The sequence below is a fragment of the Tissierella praeacuta genome, from assembly GCF_040396155.1.
Lineage (GTDB): Bacteria > Bacillota > Clostridia > Tissierellales > Tissierellaceae > Tissierella > Tissierella praeacuta_A.
The window spans coordinates 1-19326 of record NZ_JBEBOY010000008.1 but is presented as its reverse complement, the minus strand read 5'-3'; the positions used below and the strand labels follow the sequence as shown (position 1 = coordinate 19326).

At 29.0% G+C, this 19326-nt stretch carries 20 protein-coding genes; 11 read left to right on the top strand and 9 right to left on the bottom strand.

What is annotated here, in order from left to right; genetic code table 11:
- Positions 1–16: 16 nt before the first annotated feature.
- A complete protein-coding gene (locus tag ABWP20_RS05745) occupies positions 17–784 on the top strand; it encodes a polysaccharide deacetylase family protein (protein WP_353094621.1) in 768 nt (255 codons plus the stop codon).
- A gap of 36 nt (positions 785–820) precedes the next feature.
- Here ABWP20_RS05745 and noc read toward each other — a convergent pair whose 3' ends face one another.
- The 9 genes from noc to rpmH all read right to left on the bottom strand — a co-directional run bounded on the left by noc (position 821) and on the right by rpmH (position 8236).
- Positions 821–1612 carry a nucleoid occlusion protein gene (noc, locus tag ABWP20_RS05740; RefSeq protein WP_353094619.1) on the bottom strand — a complete coding sequence of 264 codons (792 nt, stop codon included), beginning with the start codon at positions 1610–1612 and terminating at the stop codon, positions 821–823.
- Positions 1613–1711: 99 nt separating this feature from the next.
- Positions 1712–2428, bottom strand: coding sequence for a 16S rRNA (guanine(527)-N(7))-methyltransferase RsmG (rsmG, locus tag ABWP20_RS05735; protein ID WP_353094617.1), 717 nt, complete (start codon positions 2426–2428; stop codon positions 1712–1714).
- The gene (gene mnmG, locus ABWP20_RS05730) at positions 2421–4334 is read right to left on the bottom strand and encodes a tRNA uridine-5-carboxymethylaminomethyl(34) synthesis enzyme MnmG (RefSeq protein ID WP_353094615.1); all 1914 of its coding nucleotides are present in this window, start codon (positions 4332–4334) and stop codon (positions 2421–2423) included. Before mnmG ends, rsmG begins: the two co-directional genes overlap by 8 nt.
- Positions 4335–4514: 180 nt before the next feature.
- Positions 4515–5915 carry a tRNA uridine-5-carboxymethylaminomethyl(34) synthesis GTPase MnmE gene (gene mnmE / locus ABWP20_RS05725; RefSeq protein WP_503012514.1) on the bottom strand — a complete coding sequence of 467 codons (1401 nt, stop codon included), beginning with the start codon at positions 5913–5915 and terminating at the stop codon, positions 4515–4517.
- Positions 5916–6087: 172 nt separating this feature from the next.
- A complete protein-coding gene (gene jag, locus ABWP20_RS05720) occupies positions 6088–6714 on the bottom strand; it encodes an RNA-binding cell elongation regulator Jag/EloR (protein WP_353094612.1) in 627 nt (208 codons plus the stop codon).
- Positions 6715–6718: 4 nt separating this feature from the next.
- Positions 6719–7426, bottom strand: a complete 708-nt coding sequence (locus ABWP20_RS05715; RefSeq protein WP_353094610.1) for a YidC/Oxa1 family membrane protein insertase — start codon at positions 7424–7426, stop codon at positions 6719–6721.
- A 14-nt stretch (positions 7427–7440) separates the two neighbouring features.
- The gene (gene yidD, locus ABWP20_RS05710; protein ID WP_353094608.1) at positions 7441–7656 is read right to left on the bottom strand and encodes a membrane protein insertion efficiency factor YidD; all 216 of its coding nucleotides are present in this window, start codon (positions 7654–7656) and stop codon (positions 7441–7443) included.
- Positions 7649–8005, bottom strand: coding sequence for a ribonuclease P protein component (gene rnpA, locus ABWP20_RS05705; protein WP_353094607.1), 357 nt, complete (start codon positions 8003–8005; stop codon positions 7649–7651). The genes yidD and rnpA overlap by 8 nt, the downstream gene beginning before the upstream one ends.
- A 96-nt stretch (positions 8006–8101) precedes the next feature.
- Positions 8102–8236: a 50S ribosomal protein L34 gene (gene rpmH / locus ABWP20_RS05700; RefSeq protein ID WP_313756651.1), complete on the bottom strand. Its 135-nt coding sequence runs from the start codon at positions 8234–8236 to the stop codon at positions 8102–8104.
- Between the two features lie 576 nt (positions 8237–8812).
- Between rpmH and dnaA the strand changes: the two genes are divergently transcribed.
- From dnaA to ABWP20_RS05650, 10 genes are all read left to right on the top strand, one after another.
- Positions 8813–10144, top strand: a complete 1332-nt coding sequence (gene dnaA, locus ABWP20_RS05695) for a chromosomal replication initiator protein DnaA (RefSeq protein ID WP_353094605.1) — start codon at positions 8813–8815, stop codon at positions 10142–10144.
- Between the two features lie 180 nt (positions 10145–10324).
- A complete protein-coding gene (gene dnaN, locus ABWP20_RS05690; RefSeq protein WP_353094603.1) occupies positions 10325–11431 on the top strand; it encodes a DNA polymerase III subunit beta in 1107 nt (368 codons plus the stop codon).
- A gap of 15 nt (positions 11432–11446) precedes the next feature.
- Positions 11447–11656 (top strand): RNA-binding S4 domain-containing protein, encoded by a 210-nt coding sequence (locus ABWP20_RS05685; RefSeq protein WP_353094601.1) that lies wholly within the window; start codon positions 11447–11449, stop codon positions 11654–11656.
- An 18-nt stretch (positions 11657–11674) separates the two neighbouring features.
- Entirely contained in the window at positions 11675–12784 is a 1110-nt protein-coding gene (gene recF, locus ABWP20_RS05680) for a DNA replication/repair protein RecF (protein ID WP_353094599.1), read from the top strand.
- Between the two features lie 14 nt (positions 12785–12798).
- On the top strand, positions 12799–13050 hold the full coding sequence (gene remB, locus ABWP20_RS05675; protein ID WP_353094597.1) for an extracellular matrix regulator RemB: 252 nt from the start codon (positions 12799–12801) through the stop codon (positions 13048–13050).
- 23 nt (positions 13051–13073) lie between these two features.
- Complete coding sequence (gene gyrB / locus ABWP20_RS05670) at positions 13074–14996, top strand: DNA topoisomerase (ATP-hydrolyzing) subunit B (protein WP_353094595.1); 1923 nt, start codon at positions 13074–13076, stop codon at positions 14994–14996.
- 10 nt (positions 14997–15006) lie between these two features.
- Positions 15007–17430, top strand: a complete 2424-nt coding sequence (gene gyrA, locus ABWP20_RS05665) for a DNA gyrase subunit A (RefSeq protein WP_353094593.1) — start codon at positions 15007–15009, stop codon at positions 17428–17430.
- 170 nt (positions 17431–17600) lie between these two features.
- A complete protein-coding gene (locus ABWP20_RS05660; protein ID WP_353094591.1) occupies positions 17601–17930 on the top strand; it encodes an STAS domain-containing protein in 330 nt (109 codons plus the stop codon).
- Complete coding sequence (locus ABWP20_RS05655; RefSeq protein WP_353094589.1) at positions 17923–18300, top strand: ATP-binding protein; 378 nt, start codon at positions 17923–17925, stop codon at positions 18298–18300. The genes ABWP20_RS05660 and ABWP20_RS05655 overlap by 8 nt, the downstream gene beginning before the upstream one ends.
- On the top strand, positions 18297–19088 hold the full coding sequence (locus ABWP20_RS05650) for a SigB/SigF/SigG family RNA polymerase sigma factor (protein WP_353094587.1): 792 nt from the start codon (positions 18297–18299) through the stop codon (positions 19086–19088). The genes ABWP20_RS05655 and ABWP20_RS05650 overlap by 4 nt, the downstream gene beginning before the upstream one ends.
- The last annotated feature ends 238 nt before the right edge of the window (positions 19089–19326 follow it).

The window sequence follows — 19326 nt, the reverse complement described above, 5'->3', positions numbered from 1 at the left end:
AATAGGGAGAATGTAAATGAAAAGAATAATAAAAAGTCTCAATAATTTAATTAATATTACAATTGTAATTATAATATTGATGTCAATGGCAATATACACCATGTACCCAACAACTACATATACTTTTTCAAATAATAGAGCTGCCATTGTATCAAAAGGACCAAAAGAAGAAAAAATCTTGGCTCTAAGTTTCGATGATGGCCCCCATCCCCAATATACTCTTGAAATTCTTGATATATTGAAACAATATAATGTTAAAGCAACATTTTTCGTCTTAGGGAAACATGCGGAAACTTATCCTGATATTATAAATAGACAGATAGCTGAAGGTCATGAAATCGGAAATCATTCCTACTCTCATGTAAATATGAAGAAAGTATCAAATGCAGTAATCAAGGAAGAATTTGAAAAAACTCAAAATATAATTTATTCAATAAGTAATGTAAAGCCTAAAGTCTTTAGACCTCCTTATGGTAATTATACTGATGATGTTATTAAAATAATCAGTAGTGATAATTCATCTGTAGTTCTATGGACTTTCTATCAAGATTCAAAGGACTGGAGCAATCCTGGAGTAGATGTAATAGTGGATACCACCTTATCAAAGGCTCAAAATGGAGATATTATACTATTCCATGATTATGTATATAAAAAAGAAAGCCACACTGTAGAAGCTTTAAAAATAATCTTGCCAAAATTAATTGATGAAGGATATAGATTCGTTACTATGTCCGAATTAATTAGAATCTCTCAAGAAAGGAATGTATTAAACAATTTTAATTAACAATTAGAAATATTTAAAGCCAGGTTATTCCTGGCTTTATTTTGGTATCTTAACAACTACTTCTACATGGTCACCTTTATCTACTTCTTTATATTCTGCCTTTATACCAGTATCCTTAATGGCGGAAAATGCCTTTTTTATGGTATTCAAATAAATCCTAATATTTATTAAGCTTTTAATATTTTGTTTTACTTCATTATCTTCTCTCTTAGTCAAATCATCTAATATATCATTAACTAAAGCTTCTGTTTTATTTACATTTAATTCATTATTTATTACCTTTTCTAATATTTTTCTTTTTAAATCATCATCGGCTAACTTTAATAATGCTCTTCCATGTCTTTCTGTAAGATTATTCTCTAGTAAATCTCTCTTTATATCCTCTGGTAATTTTAAAAGTCTCAATTTATTAGCAACAGTAGATTGGTTTTTACCCATCTTTTCAGCTATCTCCTGTTGAGTAAATCCATGATCTTCTATTAAATTATTATATCCTTCCGCCTCTTCAATAAAATTTAAGTCTTCCCTTTGTAAATTTTCCATCAATGCAATTAAAGCAGATTCCTTATCTCTGTAATCCACTATAATAGCTGGTATCTCTTGAAGTTCAGCCAATTCTGAAGCCCTAAGTCGTCTTTCTCCAGCTATTAACTCATATGAATCTTCATTAATTTGTCTAACACTAATAGGTTGAATAACCCCATAAGCTTTTATAGACTGACTCAATTCTTCTAGAGCTCTCTGATTAAAATCCTTCCTAGGCTGATATGGATTTGGTTTAATAATAGATATAGGAATATATTTAATTTCTGGTTGAAAATTTTTCACATGCATCCCTCTTCTCAATTGACTTTATTATATATTTCTATATAGATTAGAATATTTCCTTCTTTATTGCCCAAATTTTTTCTTACAAATTCCCTTATATTATAAAGGATTTTTCTTTGGTTTTCCTCCTGCTCTAGGATATTTTGTAGAAGTTTCTTGAATTTTGTTTATAATTATCAAAGAATGTATTATATCAGAATTAGGAATCTTAACTATTTCCTTCTTTAAAATCTTTCCGCCTAAGAGTTTTATCCCTTTTTCAGCTTCTTCCAATTCTTCATCTACATCTGGCCCCTTCATAGCTATAAAATACCCTCCTACTTTTACAAAAGGCAAAGAGTATTCGGATAATGTATTTAAAGAGGCAACAGCCCTAGATATGCAAATATCATATTGTTCTCTATATTTAGGTACCCTACCAAATTCTTCCGCTCTACCATGTATAGCTTCTATATCTTTTAATCCTAAGGCATTAATAACTTCATTTAGAAAGATAATCCTTTTATTTAAACTGTCTAATAGGGTAACTTTAAGTTCCTCATTAAAAATCTTAAGAGGTATGCCTGGAAAGCCTCCTCCTGTACCTATATCTATTATTTTCTTCTTTCCATCAAATAATTTTGTAATAATTGGTGTTAAACTATCTAAAAAATGTTTTTCATCAATTTCCCGATCATCAGTTATGGCAGTAATATTTATTTTTTCATTCCATTCTTTTAATAAATTTTTATAGATAATAAAAGAATTCCTTTGTTCTTCAGTTAGTTCAATATTTAAATCCCCTATTCCATCTAACAAAGTATCCACATTACTCATCCCTATCTCTCTTCTCCTCCCTTCTTTTATGTTCTAAATAAATTAATAATACATTTATATCTGAAGGTGAAACCCCTGATATTCTGGAAGCTTGTCCTACAGAATCAGGTTTTATATTATTTAATTTCTGTTTTGATTCATTACTTAGTCCTTTTATTTCATTATAATCAATATCTTGACTTAATTTTTTATTCTCTAATTTTTTAAATTGCTCTATTTGAATCATTTGTTTCTTTATATAACCTTCATATTTAATCTGTGTTTCTACTTGAAGTCTAATTTCTCTCAATAAATTAGGTCTATCTGAATCAAGATCTAATAAAATATCATATCCCAATTCAGGTCTTTTTATTAAATCATAAATAGTTGTAGGATTATTTATTGGAGTACTATTTAAGCTTTCTATTATTCTATTATTTTCTGTTGTTGGATTTACTTGAACCTTTTTAAGTCTTTCAAGTTCTTTTATTATGGCTTCTTTCTTTGCAAGGGTCTTTGTGTATCTCTCCTCTGTTACTAATCCTATCTTATACCCACGCTCTGTAAGCCTTAAATCCGCATTATCTTGTCTTAAGGTAAGTCTGTACTCAGCTCTTGAAGTCATCATTCTATATGGCTCTTCTGTGCCTTTAGTGACTAAATCATCAATTAGGACTCCTATATATGCTTCTGACCTATCAAGTATAAAAGGTTCCTCACCCTTTATGTTCAATACTGCATTTATTCCTGCAATTAAACCTTGAGAAGCAGCTTCTTCATATCCTGATGATCCATTTATTTGACCTGCAAAGAAAAGATTATTTATCTCTTTATGCTCCAATGTTCTTTTCAATATTGTAGGATCTATTGAATCATATTCAATAGCATATGCAGATCTCATAAATTTTACATTTTCAAGCCCTATAATTTCTTTATACATTTCTAATTGCACTTCTTCTGGTAATGTGGAGCTAACCCCTTGTACATACATTTCTTTAGTAGATAGCCCTTCCGGCTCTATAAATACTTGATGTTTATTTTTATCAGAAAATCTTACAATTTTATCTTCAATAGATGGACAATATCTAGGTCCTATTCCATCAATATCACCTGCATACATAGGAGAACGATAAAGATTGTTCCTTATGATTTCATGCATCTTCTCAGTGGTATATGTTAAATAACATGGAACCTGATTTTTATCATAAACCTTATCCATATTCAAGAATGAAAAAGGTATAACCTCTTTATCTCCAGGTTGAATTTCCATCTTAGAATAATCTATACTATCTCTATGCACTCTGGCTGGAGTACCAGTTTTAAGTCGTCTTAATTTAAATCCTTTTTCCTTCAATGCATCTGATAATATTATGGAAGGAAACATTCCATCAGGTCCAGATTCATAATTAACTTCTCCCATGAAAATCCTTCCCCTTAAATAGGTGCCTGTAGCTAAAACAACAGCTTTACAATTATAAATGGCTCCTGTCCTAGTTATAACTCCCTTTACCTTATTGTCTTCCAACAATATATCTATTATTTCTCCTTGTCTTAGAGTCAAATTTGGTTCATCTTCTAATACCTTTTTCATTTCAGTATGATACATTTTCTTATCCGCTTGAACTCTTAAAGAGTGAACAGCTGGTCCCTTAGAAGTATTTAACATCCTAGACTGTATAAAGGATTTATCTATATTTAAAGCCATTTCTCCTCCAAGTGCATCTATCTCCCTTACTAAATGTCCCTTTCCTGTACCACCTATGTTAGGATTACAAGATAAAGCCACTATGGAGTCTAAACTCATTGTCATTATCATAGTATTCATGCCCATCCTACTACTTGCTAAAGCTGCCTCAACACCTGCATGTCCAGCACCTATTACTATGACATCATATTCTCCTGCAAAATAATGTCTTACTTCTTTCATAAATTTCACCTTTCTAATAATACAGTAAATAATTAATAACTAATATAATCAGGTACCAATATTTGCCCACCAGAGTACTTGTTCAGTAGTCCTTTAGGGTTTATTTACCCAGTAAATAGCTTAAATTTCAAAATTCTTACTAAAACTATTCACTTTTACTATTAACTCTTCACTGGTTCTTTATTTACCTATACAAAATTCAGAAAATATTTTATCCAATATATCTTCTCCAATAGTATCACCAGAGATTTCACCTAAATTCTCCCAGCAATTCCTTAAATCCACCTCTATACAATCTATCGGCACATTTCTTTTTATATCTTCTATTGCCTGGGATATATTTTCTAAAGCCTTTACTAATTGGTTTTTATGTCTTACATTAGTAACTACAGTATCTGAAAAAACTTCTACTTTGCCACTATAAAACATATTCTTTATATTATTTTCCAACAACTCTACACCTATACCAGATGTAATAGATGTAGTTATTACTTCTTTCCCATCTAAAAGAGAACTTAAATATACCTTATCATATTTAGTAGGTAAATCTGTTTTATTTAAAAGAATTATACTCTTTTTATTTTTTATTAACTTTATTATTTCATAATCCTCATCAGATAATTCCCTTGAAGCATCAAACACTGCAATAATTAAATCGGCATTTTCTACAGTTTCCTTAGCTTTATTAACTCCTATTTTCTCAACTAAATCATCAGTATTTCTTATTCCAGCAGTATCTACTATTTTAAGTGGTATTCCATCAATATTTACATATTCCTCTATAATATCCCTTGTTGTACCTGGTATATCCGTTACTATAGCTCTATTTTCCCTAAGTACAGCATTTAATAATGATGATTTTCCCACGTTTGGCTTTCCTAATATTACAGTATTTAAACCATCTCTAAGAATTTTACCTCTATCTGCAGTAGATAAAAGCTTTTCTATTTCCTCTTTTACTCTCTTTCCGTCCTCTTCCAAATCTTCATATGTGATTTCTTCTATATCTTCATCAGGAAAATCTATAGAAACTTCAACATGAGCAATCATTCCTAACAATATATCTCGTATTTCTTTTATTTTTCTAGATAAAGAACCCTCTAATTGGTCTAGAGATGCTTCAAAACTCTTATCAGTCTTAGCCCTAATCATATCTATAATAGCTTCAGCCTGAGATAAGTCTAACCTTCCATTTAAAAATGCTCTTTTAGTAAACTCACCAGGTTCAGCAAGTCTAGCACCATTAGCTAATATAAGCTCTAAGACCTTTTTTACAGAAATAATACCACCATGGCAATAGACCTCTACCATATCTTCTCTTGTATAGGTATGAGGACCTTTCATATAGGATATTAGGACTTCATCAATTATTTGATTATTTTTCCTATCTACTATATGACCATATACTAATTTCCTATTATAATCATCACTTAATTTTTCAACTTTACTACCATTAAATATTGCATTTCCAATATTTAAAGCACTTTTCCCACTAATTCTTACTATACCAATACCTGCTTCTCCAACAGCAGTAGAAATAGCAGCAATAGTCATAATATCACCTCTTTTGCATCTATCCATAAAGGCTAAAATAAATTATACATTTATTTAACTCTAATATATCATTAATACTGAAACAATAAAACAATTTTTAAATCTAATATCTATTATTCCAAAATCATTCATTTATATAAAATTTTGTAATTTTTCCTATATCATAAGAGAAACCCAGTATTATAACTGGGTTTTAACTTTATTTAGATTGAATAACTACCCTTCTATAAGGTTCATCACCTTCACTATAAGTAGTAATCCCTGGAATATTTTGTAATGCAGAATGTATAATCCTTCTTTCATAAGGATTCATAGGTTCTAATTTTATAGGTCTTTTAACATACTTAGCTTTCTCGGCCATTTTATTTGCCAATCTTATTAGGGTTTCTTCTCTCTTAGCCCTATATCCCTCTATATCTATTATAACCTTAGTATAATTATCTTTATTTCTATTTATAAATAAAGACAATAAATATTGAATGGAATCCAGTGTATTACCTCTTTTGCCTATTAAGATACCCATATCAGTAGAGCTTATGTCCTTTATATCTACATTCAGGTTGTCTCCCTCTTTTTTTATTACATTAACTGCATTTATATTCATTGAGTTTAATAATTTAGATAAAAAACTATCAGCCATTTCAATAGGGTCATAGACAACTGAAACTCTAACCTTTGCATCTCTTCCGCCAATTAGACCAAATAACCCCTTACTTGGCTCATCTATTACTTCTATTTCTACATCATCTCTAATTGTGTTTAACTCTATTAAAGCCTCTTTTATTGCCTCATCAATGGTTTTTGATACCTTAATAACGGACCTCATGACTTTAATTCTCCTCCTTAATCTTACCTAAAGACTTATTGGAAATTATCTGTTGTATAATTGAGAAAGTATTACTTATTACCCAGTATAATGCAAGTCCTGCAGCAAACCCCCTTGCTGCCATAAATATCATTATAGGGAGGAACATATTCATCATTTTTTGCGTAGCCTGTGCTTGAGGATCTGTAGTTGCCGCAGACATAGTTAAACTTTGGAAATAAGTTGTTGCTGCAGCTAATAATGGTAAACCCCACAAATAAGGATCTGGATTGTTTAAATCTTTAATCCAGAAAAATGCTTTACTCATAGCCTCATAAACCCCAGGATCTCTAAAAGCAAATGTTGTAGGATTACCCATTACTTTAAAAAATGCAATAATGATAGGAAATTGTACTAAAAGAATTAAACATCCTGAAGCTGGATTATATTTGTGTTCTTTATATAGTTCTGCCATTTTCGTCTGCATTGTTTGTGGATCATTTTTATATTTAGTTTGAATTTCTTTCATTTTTGGTTGAAGCTCATTCATCTTCTTAGAAGATTTACTTTGATGTAAACTAATAGGTAAAAGTATAAGTTTAAATATTATAGTCGTTATAATTATAGCCATTGCATAAAAAGAAAAGTTTGCTGGCTCTGTACCAATCTGGGATACCATATCGTAGACGAATTTCAATAGCCTACCTAAAATATTGCCTAAAAAAGCAGTCATTTATAAACCTCCTATCATTTAAGCGGATCATATCCTCCTTTACTAAATGGATGACATCTTAATATTCTCTTTATAGTTAAATAAGTCCCTTTTAAAAAACCATATTTACTATAAGCTTGTATAGAATACTCTGAGCAAGTTGGATAAAATCTACAATTCTTCCTAGTTAAAATGTATTTCGATATAATATTCTGATAAATTTTAATTAAAAAAATAGCCAATCTAGCCATTATTATCACTTTGGCTTATTAACATACCTGCTAATTTTAGAATATGAAGCATTGCACTTTCTAATTCTTTATAGGAAATATCTACCACATTTTTTTTGGGTATAAAAATTAAATCATAATTACCTTTTATCTTATCAAAATTTAATCTATAAATTTCTTTCATTCTTCTTCTTATTTTATTCCTAACTACAGAGTTCCCTATTTTCTTCGTAATAGAATAACCTACCCTAGTATTTCCAACACTATTTTTTCTCATATAAAGAACTAAATTTCTATTCCAATAATTTTTTCCACTACTATAGACTTTCCTAAACTCTATATTACTTCTCAATCTATAAACCTTATTCATTGCATTTGCTCCCTTTAATTCAAATAAATGGCCTTTAACAATAAATATCCGATAAAAACAAATGGTCGTTATAAAAAGGCCACCTGAGTAGCGGCCTTATGCAGTTAATTTTTTTCTTCCTCTTCTTCTTCTTGCTTTTATAATTTCTCTACCTGATCTGGTTTTCATTCTTTTTCTAAATCCATGCTCTTTACTTCTTTGTCTCTTTTTCGGTTGATAAGTTCTTTTCATTTGAAAAACACCTCCTTCGATAATATACCTTCAGAAATATATAAACAATTAAATAATATAGAGTTTTCCATAAGAAAACACAAATACTACTAATGATTATATTTATTTGAAGTAAATATGTCAAGAAATTTCAACAAAACTAAAATTCATAATAAAGTTATTAACAATATGTTCAACTTGTGGATAATTTTATTGAATATATTCCTAAATTTTGATATTATAAAATAGCATGTGGATATTATTTAAAACTTATCAATATCTATAAGTTATGCACATTTTGTGGATAGTATGTGTATAACTTTTATAAATATCCACTTATTTTATTAAAATTCACTAATTATCTTGTTTTTTATCAACAGTTTTATTTTTTTCACCCTGTTGATAAGTTAATATTTATATCTAATATTTTTTTAATAACATTTTATCAATATATTATCCACAGCGAATTTTTATAAATTTAATTTGTTTATATCTATTTGTTTTTATTTTTTTGTTGATAACTCTGTTTATAACTTTTATAAATAAGTTTATTTTTTTTTCTATTGGTAATAATTTTAATGAATAGGAGGTAAAAAAATGGCTTCAAGTTTAGATAATATTTGGAATGAAGTATTAAATCTAATTAAAGTCGAATTAACTGAAGTTAGTTTTAATACTTGGTTAAAAACTATAGAACCTATTAGTATTTCTCCTGGTAAAGTAATATTAGCAGCACCTAATGAATTTACAAAAGGAATTTTAGTAGGCAGATATCTAAATTTAATAAAAAATGCTTTTTCCCATGTAACTGAAGAAGAATTTGATATTCAATTTATCATACCTGGAGAAGAATATTCTCTAAATATGGGACAACCCGTAGTACAAGATGTAGGCGATAACAATCAACGAGCACAATTAAATCCAAAATATACCTTTGATACATTTGTAATAGGTAATAGTAATCGTTTTGCCCATGCTGCTTCCTTAGCTGTAGCAGAAGCACCAGCTCAAGCATATAACCCTTTATTCTTATATGGTGGAGTAGGTCTTGGAAAAACACATTTAATGCATGCAATTGGACATTATACCCTTAGTCAAAATCCCAATTCAAAAGTGGTATATGTCACTTCGGAAAAATTTACAAATGAACTTATTAATTCCATAAGAGAATATAGAAATGAAGAATTTAGAAATAAATATAGAAATATAGATGTTCTTTTAATAGACGATATACAATTTATTGCTGGCAAAGAAGGAACTCAAGAAGAATTTTTCCATACATTTAATGCTCTTCATGAGGCTAATAAACAAATAATTATATCAAGTGATAGACCACCTAAGGAGATTCCTACATTAGAAGACAGGCTTAGATCTAGATTTGAATGGGGACTTATAGCTGATATTCAACCACCAGATTTGGAAACTAGAATTGCTATACTTAGGAAAAAGGCTAATGTTGAAAATATTAAAGTTAGTGATGATGTAATGCTCTACATAGCTTCTAAAATTCAATCAAATATCAGAGAACTGGAAGGAGCACTAATTAGAGTAGTAGCCTATTCTTCTCTGACAAATAGCGAAGTCACTGAAGAATTAGCTGAAGAAGCTTTAAAAGATATACTATCAAGTAACAAGTCCATAGAAATTACTGTGGATTTAATAAAAGAAATAATATCAAAGAATTTTAAAGTTAAAATTGATGATTTCAACTCTAAAAAAAGAACTAGAGCAATAGCTTACCCTAGACAAATTGCTATGTATCTTACAAGAGAGTTAACAGATCTATCTTTACCAAAAATAGGAGAAGAATTTGGAGGAAGAGATCATACTACTGTCATACATGCATATGACAAAATCAGTACCGATATAAATGAAAACTCTGAACTAAAAAGAAAAATTGATGAAATAGTAAAAGAATTAAAAGGATAGTTTTTATAATCTATGTGGATAGTTTTATGATTATAAAATAGTTATCCACATGTTATTAAATTAAATAAGTATTCGAGATTTCCATATATCAACAATTATCCACATAATCACAGCCCCTACTACTATTACTACTATATATTTTATATTCTTTCTATATCTCGGAAAAAAAGGAGGATTAAAATGAAAATAAAAATAAATCAAAGAGATTTAAGTAAACATATAAGTATTGCACAAAAAGGTATATCCACAAGAACAACCTTACAAATATTAGATGGCATATTATTAGAAGCATATAATGATAAATTAAAACTTACTGGTACAGACTTAGAAATGAGTATAGAAACATATGTGGATTGTGAAATAGAAAAAGAGGGTTCTATTGTAGTTAATTCTAAAATATTTGGTGATATAATTAAAAAACTTCCTAATGCTCCAATTTATATAGATGTGGATAACAATAATATAAACATTAAATGTGAAAATTCGGAGTTTAATATACTCGGAAATTCAGCTAAAGAATATCCAGATTTACCTATAGTTTTAGAGCATACTACATTTCAATTGCCAAATGATTTATTTAAATCAGCCATAAGACAAACAGTATTTGCCACCACTCAAGATGAAACAAGACCTTCTCTAACAGGAGTATTACTTGAAATTGTGGATAACAATATTTCTTTTGTCGCTCTAGATGGATATAGATTAGCTTTAAGAAAGCTACCTATAAAATCAGATGTTGAAATTAAAATAATAATACCTGGTAGAGCATTAAATGAATTAAATAAAATCATAGAAGATAATGATAATAATATAGAGATTGCAACTGCATCAGGACATATAGTATTTAACATAGGAGATACAATAGTATATTCTAGATTACTAGAAGGACAATTCTTTAATTATAAGGAAATTATAAGAAAAGATCATAAAACATCTACAATAGTTAATAAAAAGGCATTTCAAGATAGTTTGGAAAGAGCATCATTACTGGCAAAGGAAGAAAAGGCTAATCTAGTAAAGTTAAGTATAATGGACGGACAAATACTAATAAGATCCAATTCTGAAATAGGAAATGTAAATGAAATAATTATGACAGAGATTAATGGAGAAAATATAAATATTGCATTTAATTCAAGATATATATTAGAAGGTATAAAGGTAATTGATTCAGAAGATATACAATTAAATTTCATGGGTAGTTTAAATCCATGTATTATAAACCCATTACAAGATGAGAATTATACTTATTTAGTATTGCCAGTTCGACTTGCTCAAGATGATTTTTAGGGGAGAGATAAAACTATGAAAGAAATATCCATAGATACTGATTATATTAAATTAGACCAGTTTTTAAAACTTGCTGGCATTGTACAGACTGGCGGTCAAGCAAAAATTATAATTAGTGAAGGTGATATAAAGGTAAATAATGAAATAACTATTCAAAGAGGAAAGAAAATAAGGAAAAATGATATTGTTGAAATAAAAGACTACGGCTCTTTTATTGTAGTATAATATTATTTACCTTAAGGAGTGTTTGTTTTGCATGTAAAAAATATTAGACTTATAAACTTTAGAAACTACTTTAGTCTAAATATAGAATTAAATAAAAAAACAAATATATTTATTGGAAAAAATGCTCAAGGAAAAACTAATTTACTCGAAGCTATATATATATGTGCAACAGGAAGGTCATTTCGAACAAATAGAGATAAGGAAATAATAAATTTTAATAAAAATGAAGCTTATATTGGAACACAGATGAATATAGCAAATTATGAAAAATTTATTGAAGTTAAATTGGAAAGAGAAAAAACAAAGAGAATTAGGGTAAATAAAACAGAATTAAAAAATTATAGAGAGCTCTATAGTGGATTAAATATAGTTACTTTTTCTCCTGAGGACTTAAAATTAGTAAAGGGAGGTCCAGGAGAAAGAAGAAACTTTTTAGATATGGAGATTTCCCAAATAAAACCTGTGTATAATTTTAATATAAATAGATATAGTAAGATTCTTTTTCAAAGAAACAATCTATTAAGGTCTGCTAAATTTCAGTCAAATATAAAAAATCTTCTAGAAATATTTGATTTACAACTTGCAAAAATAGGTACAGATATAATTTTAGAAAGAGATAGATATATAAAGGAACTTTCTAAAATATCTAATAGTACTCATAATAAAATAACTCTATGTAATGAAAAACTAGAATTAAACTATTTATCTAATATTGAAATATTAGATAATAGAATAGATATGGAAAAAAAATACTTAGATAAGCTTAAAAGATATGTTGAAAAAGATATAGAAACAACATCTACACAGCTAGGTCCCCATAGGGATGATATATCTATGACAATAAATAATAAGGATATTAAAACATATGGTTCTCAAGGACAACAAAGGACCGTAGTATTATCTATAAAATTAGCAGAAGTTGAATTGATAAAAAAACAAAGAGGAATTTATCCAATTTTACTTTTAGACGATGTTTTTTCGGAACTAGATGAAGAAAGACGTAAATATTTAATTAAATCTTTCCAGGATATGCAGACATTAATAACTGTAACTGATGCTATAGATTTAAAAGAAATGGAAACAGTAGAAAAATCAATATTTTATATAGAAAATGGGAAATTAAAATAGATGGGAGTCATGGGATGATTATTCATATAGGTGATAACAATTATATATTTGAAAAAAATATAATTGCTATATTGGACAAAAAAGCTGCTGAAGGTACAAAGATAACAAGAGAATTTATAAATAGATTAATAGAGGACAATTGCTTAATTGGAACCTTAGATCTAAATACAAAATCCTATATAGTTGTATCAGATAATAACAATACAATGGTTTACACATCTAATATATCCTCAAAGGCATTAGCAAATAGAAATACTTATGAATAGATAATTTGATTGGAGGGAATTTAATGGCCAATGAAAAAAATGAGATGAATGGCAATAATAGACATTATACGGCCACAGATATACAGGTCCTTACAGGATTAGAGCCAGTAAGGAAAAGGCCAGGTATGTATATAGGCAGTACGGGACCAAAGGGACTTCATCACTTAGTGTATGAGGTAGTAGACAATAGTATAGACGAAGCTTTAGCAGGAATTTGTGACACTATTAGGGTCACTATTTTTGATGATAATTCAGTTAAGGTATCAGATAATGGTAGTGGTATACCTGTTGAAAAGCATCCACAGACAGGAAAGTCTACTGTAGAAACGGTTTTAACCATATTACATGCAGGTGGTAAGTTTAATAATGGAGCATATAAAGTATCAGGTGGACTTCATGGTGTTGGGGTTTCTGTAGTAAATGCATTATCTGAATGGTTAGTAGCTAAAGTAAGAAGAAATGGCAACGAATATATGCAAAAATTTGAAAGAGGCATAGCTAAAACAGAACTTGAGACTATAGGAAACTCAGATGAAACAGGTACAACCATTCATTTTAAACCAGATAAAGAGATATTTGAAAGTGTAATATTTAGTTTTGAAACCCTAGAACATAGATTTAGGGAAATGGCATTTCTAAATAAAGGAATTAAAATTATATTGGAAGATGAAAGAGAAGGAAAAACAAAAGAATTTCATTATGAAGGTGGAATAAAATCTTTCGTAGAATATATAAACAAAAATAAAACTCCTATACAAAAAGATGTAGTATATTTTGAAGGAGAAAAAGATGGAACAACAGTTGAGTTAGCTCTTCAATATACTGATGGATATTCAGAAAATATATTTACATTTGCAAACAATATAAATACTCCAGAAGGCGGAACCCATTTATCAGGACTTAGAACAGCTTTAACTAGAGTTATGAATGATTATGGTAGAAAATATAATATTATAAAGGAAAAAGAGGATAATCTAAGCGGAGACGATGTCAGAGAAGGTTTAACAGGGATATTGTCAGTAAAATTAATGGATCCTCAATTTGAAGGTCAAACTAAGAGTAAACTAGGAAACAGTGAAACAAGAGGTATAGTAGAAACTTTAATATATGATTATCTAAATATATATTTAGAAGAAAACCCTAAGGAAGCAAAAATAATATTAGATAAATCCATATCTTCTCAGAGAGCAAGAGAAGCTGCTAGAAAGGCAAGAGATTTAACTAGAAGAAAAAGTGTATTAGAGAATACCACATTACCCGGGAAATTAGCAGATTGTCAAGATGCGGGTATGGACACTGAAATATATATAGTAGAAGGAAACTCAGCTGGTGGTAGTGCGAAACAAGGAAGAGATAAGAGATTTCAAGCTATATTACCGCTGAGAGGAAAAATATTAAATGTAGAGAAAGCTAGATTAGATAGGATTTTAGGTTCAGAAGAAATAAAAATTATGATTACAGCTTTTGGAACAGGTATTGGTGAAGATTTTAATATAGAAAAATTAAGATATGGTAAAATAATATTGATGACGGATGCCGATGTAGATGGTGCACATATTAGAACATTGCTTTTAACATTTTTCTATAGATATATGAAAGAATTAATAGATGATGGGCATGTATATATTGCACAGCCGCCACTTTATAAGGTAAGCAAAGGTAAACAAGAACACTATGTATATGGAGATGAAGAATTAGATACTTTATTAGATGAACTAGGAAGAACCAATTACTCTATTCAAAGATATAAAGGTCTTGGAGAAATGAATCCAGAGCAACTTTGGAGCACTACTATGGACCCAGAAACAAGAACACTTTTAAAAGTAACTTTAGAGGATGCTGTTTCAGCTGATGAGGTATTCACAACTTTAATGGGTGACAAAGTACAACCAAGAAGAGAATTTATTGAAACAAATGCTAGATTTGTAAAAAACTTAGATATATAGGAGGTCGAGTATGGATAAAGAATTTGATAATATAGTGGAGATAAATATTGAACATGAAATGAAGAAATCCTACTTAGACTATTCCATGAGTGTAATTATGAGCCGTGCTTTACCAGATGTACGTGATGGATTAAAGCCAGTTCATAGAAGAATAATCTATGCCATGGATGAGCTTGGTATGGGACCAGATAAGCAATATAGAAAATCAGCTAGAGTTGTTGGGGATGTACTAGGTAAGTACCATCCTCATGGAGATACTTCGGTTTATGATGCAATGGTAAGACTTGCTCAGGATTTTAATATTAGATATCCATTAGTAGATGGTCATGGAAACTTTGGATCTATTGATGGAGATAGTGCAGCAGCTATGCGTTATACTGAAGCAAGAATGACAAAACTTGCAATGGAAATGCTTAGAGATATAGGGAAAGATACCATAGACTATAGACCAAACTTTGATGAAACATTAAAAGAACCTATAGTTTTGCCAAGTAGGATTCCTAATTTATTAGTCAATGGTTCTTCAGGTATAGCAGTAGGAATGGCGACAAATATACCACCTCATAATCTAAAAGAGGTAATAGATGGTATTGTAATGCTTATAGATAATCCGGAATCAACTATAGATGATCTAATGACAGTAATTAAAGGTCCAGATTTCCCAACAGCGGCACATATAATGGGCAAAGAGGGGATAAAATCTGCTTTTAGAACAGGGCGAGGAAAAATAACAGTAAGAGCAGTTACTGAAATAGAAGAAACAAATAAGGGAAGACATAGGATTATAGTAACAGAAATACCATATCAAGTTAATAAAGCTAATTTAATTGAAAAAATAGCTGAATATGTTCGAGATAAAAAGTTAGAAGGTATATCTGATCTAAGGGATGAATCAGATAGAGAAGGTATGAGAATAGTTATAGAAATAAAAAGAGATGCAAATCCAAATATAGTATTAAATAACTTATATAAACATACCCAACTTCAAACTACTTTCGGAGTAATAATGTTAGCTTTAGTAAATAATGAGCCTAAGATTCTTGATTTAAAAGAAATGTTGACTCATTATATAGCCCATCAGAAAAATATAATAACTAGAAGAACTCAATTTGATTTAAATAAAGCTGAAGATAGAGCTCATATTGTAGAGGGGTTAAAAATAGCATTAGATAATATAAATGAAGTAATACGTATAATAAGGTCTTCTAAGACTGAAGCCATAGCTAAAGAAACTTTAATGGATAAGTTTGGTCTATCAGATAAACAATCTCAGGCAATTTTAGATATGAGATTAAGACGTCTTACAGGACTTGAAAGAGAAAAATTAGAAGAAGAATATGAAGCATTGATAAAGGAAATTAATAGATTCAAAGAAATATTAGCTAATGAAAGATTGATATATGAAATAATTAAAGAAGAGATATTAGAGATAAAAGAAAAATATGGAGATCCAAGAAGGACTAGAATAATGCCTTCTGCTGATGAAATAGATATAGAAGATATGATTGAAGAAGAAGATGTTGTAATTACATTAACTCATTTTGGATATATAAAAAGGACTCCAGAATATACCTATAAAACTCAAAGAAGAGGCGGAAAAGGAATAATAGCTTTAACAACTAGAGAAGAAGATTTTGTAGAAGATCTATACATTACTTCAACTCATGATACTATATTATTCTTTACAAATAAAGGTAAGGTATTTTCTCTAAAGGCATATGAAATTCCAGAAGGTAGTAGACAGGCAAAGGGAACAGCAATAATAAACCTATTGAATTTAACAGGTGATGAAAAGGTAAATGCTATAGTACCTATAGATAAGAATACTATAGAAAGTAATCTTGTTTTTATTACCAAAGAAGGTATTATTAAAAAGACTAGTTTAAATAATTTCGAAAATATTAGAAAAAATGGTATTATAGCCATTGGTCTTAGAGATAGTGATGAATTAATAGGTGTTAGAAAAACTGATGGAAATAGAGAAATGATTGTAATAACTAAGAAAGGTATGTCCATTAGATTTGATGAAAATGATGTAAGAGAAATGGGAAGAAATGCCATGGGTGTAAAGGCTATTAGTCTAAAAGGTGATGACAAAGTTGTAGCTATGGAATTAGTTGAAGAAGGAAAGAAATTATTAGTTATCTCTGAATATGGTTTTGGAAAAAGAACTTCATTAGATGAGTATAAAACTCAAAATAGAGGTGGAAAAGGATTAATAACTTATCATATAAGAGAAAAAACTGGTGATATAGTTTCAGCTAAGGTTGTTGACGATAATGATGAATTACTAATGATTTCATTTACTGGTACAATTATTAGACTTATAGCAAAGGATATTTCTGTTATGGGTAGGAGTACACAGGGAGTTACTCTTATGAAGATGAAAGATGATAAAATAGTTGCTGTAGCAAAATATGTAGAAGAAGAATAGTATGCTAAATTAGTTTAAACCTTTACTTTATTCAATTATTAAAAAGATATGAATAAAGTAAAGGTTTTCTTTTTAAGTAAAGATTTAGAAACATAGGTATTTAGCTTTACATTAAAGTAGTTTTATTATAAAATTAAGACATATTGTATGTAGATAGAGGGGGGTTTATGATGTCTTTAAATATAGAAGTACAATTTGATGAAAAAGAAAACAAATGGATATTTTTACCCAATGGTGAAATAGATATTTATACTTCTCCTAAGTTTAAGGAAGAGGTATTGAAAAGTTTTAACAGTAAAGAAACAGATATTATAATAGATGGAAAAGATTTAAAATATGTAGATAGTACTGGATTAGGAGCATTGATATCTATCTTAAAAAAGCTTAAAGATAGTAATTTTAAGATTTATCTATCAAATGTTAAGCCAAATATAAGAAAGATATTTGATATTACAGAATTAGATAAGCTATTTATTATAAGAGGTGAGGTAAATGAATAAAGATATAATAAATCTGACGATACCTAGAAAGCCAGATTATATTAGTTTAGTTAGACTTACTACCTCAGGAATAGGATATAGCATGGGATTAAATGTAGATGATATTGAAGATATTAAAGTATCTATAGGAGAGGCTTGTATAAATTCTTTTATGTTAAATGATAAAGAAGATATATCATTAGTATTTGAAATAGATGAAGAAAAGTTATCAGTAAGGGTGACAAATGTTACTAAAAACATACCAGAAGATTTAGAAGAAAGAAAAGAGAGAGAATTGGGTCTGCTAATTATAAAGTCATTGATGGATGAAGTTATATTTAATGAAGATGGAATAGAAATGGTTAAATATATAGAGGATGATGCTCAATGACTAATAAAAAGGGGCAAGATAAAGAGGTCAAGGAATTAAAAGATAAGTCGGAGATTAAAAACCTATTCAAATCTTATAGTAAAACTAAAGACAAGGCTACTCGTGATAAGTTAATTGAAAAGCATATATATATAGCAGAAATTTTATCTAAAAAATATGCAAATAGAGGTATAGAATATGATGATATATATCAAGTAGCTTGTATTGGGCTTATATATGCTATAGATAGATATGATATAGATAAGGGATATGAGTTCTCCAGTTTTGCAACGCCAACGATAATAGGGGAAATAAAAAAATACTTTAGAGATAAAGGATGGACCATAAGAGTACCAAGAAGAATACAAGAATTATCTAAAAAGATAAATAATGCTAGAGTATTTTTGTCTCAACAATTACAAAGGTCCCCTACAATTGAGGATATAGCAAGTTATCTTAAATGTTCTGAAGAAGAAATACTAGAAGCTATGGAGGCTAGTAAAGTATATACACCTCAATCTTTAGATGTAACTTTTGATTCAAATAATGAAGATAAAGATGTTAATTTAGCAGATTTAATAGGAGAAGAAGATCATTATTTCAGTAGAATTGAAGATAATGATTTTTTAGTAAAAACTATGGAAAAGTTAAATGATGTTGAAAAACAAATACTAATAGGAAGGTATTTCAATAAAAAAACTCAAGCTGCCATAGCAAAAACACTAGATATATCTCAAATGACAGTATCTAGAATAGAGAAAAAGGTTTTAGAGAAGTTAAGGAAGGAACTAGAAAGAACAATGACGTAGCGTTGCATAATTTATCATATATATAGCATAATACTATATAGAATAATCATAATCTGTCTAATTTGTATGACAAAACAATTTATAAATCAACAAAAAACAACTTTTTTAAAAAAAGGTATTGACTTTAATCAATAATGAGAGTATTATAGTAAAGGTCGGCTGTGACACTGAATTAAACAAGTCAAATAAAGATTTGAAAAAAGTTCAAAAAAACAGTTGACAACTCTTGGAAAAGAGA

Coding starts and splice junctions, on each gene's coding strand:
- ABWP20_RS05655 (WP_353094589.1), top strand. CDS start 17,923: ATGAATAAAGATATAATAAATCTGACGATACCTAGAAAGCCAGATTAT.
- dnaA (WP_353094605.1), top strand. CDS start 8,813: ATGGCTTCAAGTTTAGATAATATTTGGAATGAAGTATTAAATCTAATT.
- gyrA (WP_353094593.1), top strand. CDS start 15,007: ATGGATAAAGAATTTGATAATATAGTGGAGATAAATATTGAACATGAA.
- mnmE (WP_503012514.1), bottom strand. CDS start 5,915: ATGGATAGATGCAAAAGAGGTGATATTATGACTATTGCTGCTATTTCT.
- rpmH (WP_313756651.1), bottom strand. CDS start 8,236: ATGAAAAGAACTTATCAACCGAAAAAGAGACAAAGAAGTAAAGAGCAT.
- ABWP20_RS05685 (WP_353094601.1), top strand. CDS start 11,447: ATGAAAGAAATATCCATAGATACTGATTATATTAAATTAGACCAGTTT.
- rnpA (WP_353094607.1), bottom strand. CDS start 8,005: ATGAATAAGGTTTATAGATTGAGAAGTAATATAGAGTTTAGGAAAGTC.
- ABWP20_RS05660 (WP_353094591.1), top strand. CDS start 17,601: ATGTCTTTAAATATAGAAGTACAATTTGATGAAAAAGAAAACAAATGG.
- rsmG (WP_353094617.1), bottom strand. CDS start 2,428: ATGAGTAATGTGGATACTTTGTTAGATGGAATAGGGGATTTAAATATT.
- ABWP20_RS05745 (WP_353094621.1), top strand. CDS start 17: ATGAAAAGAATAATAAAAAGTCTCAATAATTTAATTAATATTACAATT.
- ABWP20_RS05650 (WP_353094587.1), top strand. CDS start 18,297: ATGACTAATAAAAAGGGGCAAGATAAAGAGGTCAAGGAATTAAAAGAT.
- ABWP20_RS05715 (WP_353094610.1), bottom strand. CDS start 7,426: ATGACTGCTTTTTTAGGCAATATTTTAGGTAGGCTATTGAAATTCGTC.
- jag (WP_353094612.1), bottom strand. CDS start 6,714: ATGAGGTCCGTTATTAAGGTATCAAAAACCATTGATGAGGCAATAAAA.
- dnaN (WP_353094603.1), top strand. CDS start 10,325: ATGAAAATAAAAATAAATCAAAGAGATTTAAGTAAACATATAAGTATT.
- mnmG (WP_353094615.1), bottom strand. CDS start 4,334: ATGAAAGAAGTAAGACATTATTTTGCAGGAGAATATGATGTCATAGTA.
- gyrB (WP_353094595.1), top strand. CDS start 13,074: ATGGCCAATGAAAAAAATGAGATGAATGGCAATAATAGACATTATACG.
- yidD (WP_353094608.1), bottom strand. CDS start 7,656: ATGGCTAGATTGGCTATTTTTTTAATTAAAATTTATCAGAATATTATA.
- remB (WP_353094597.1), top strand. CDS start 12,799: ATGATTATTCATATAGGTGATAACAATTATATATTTGAAAAAAATATA.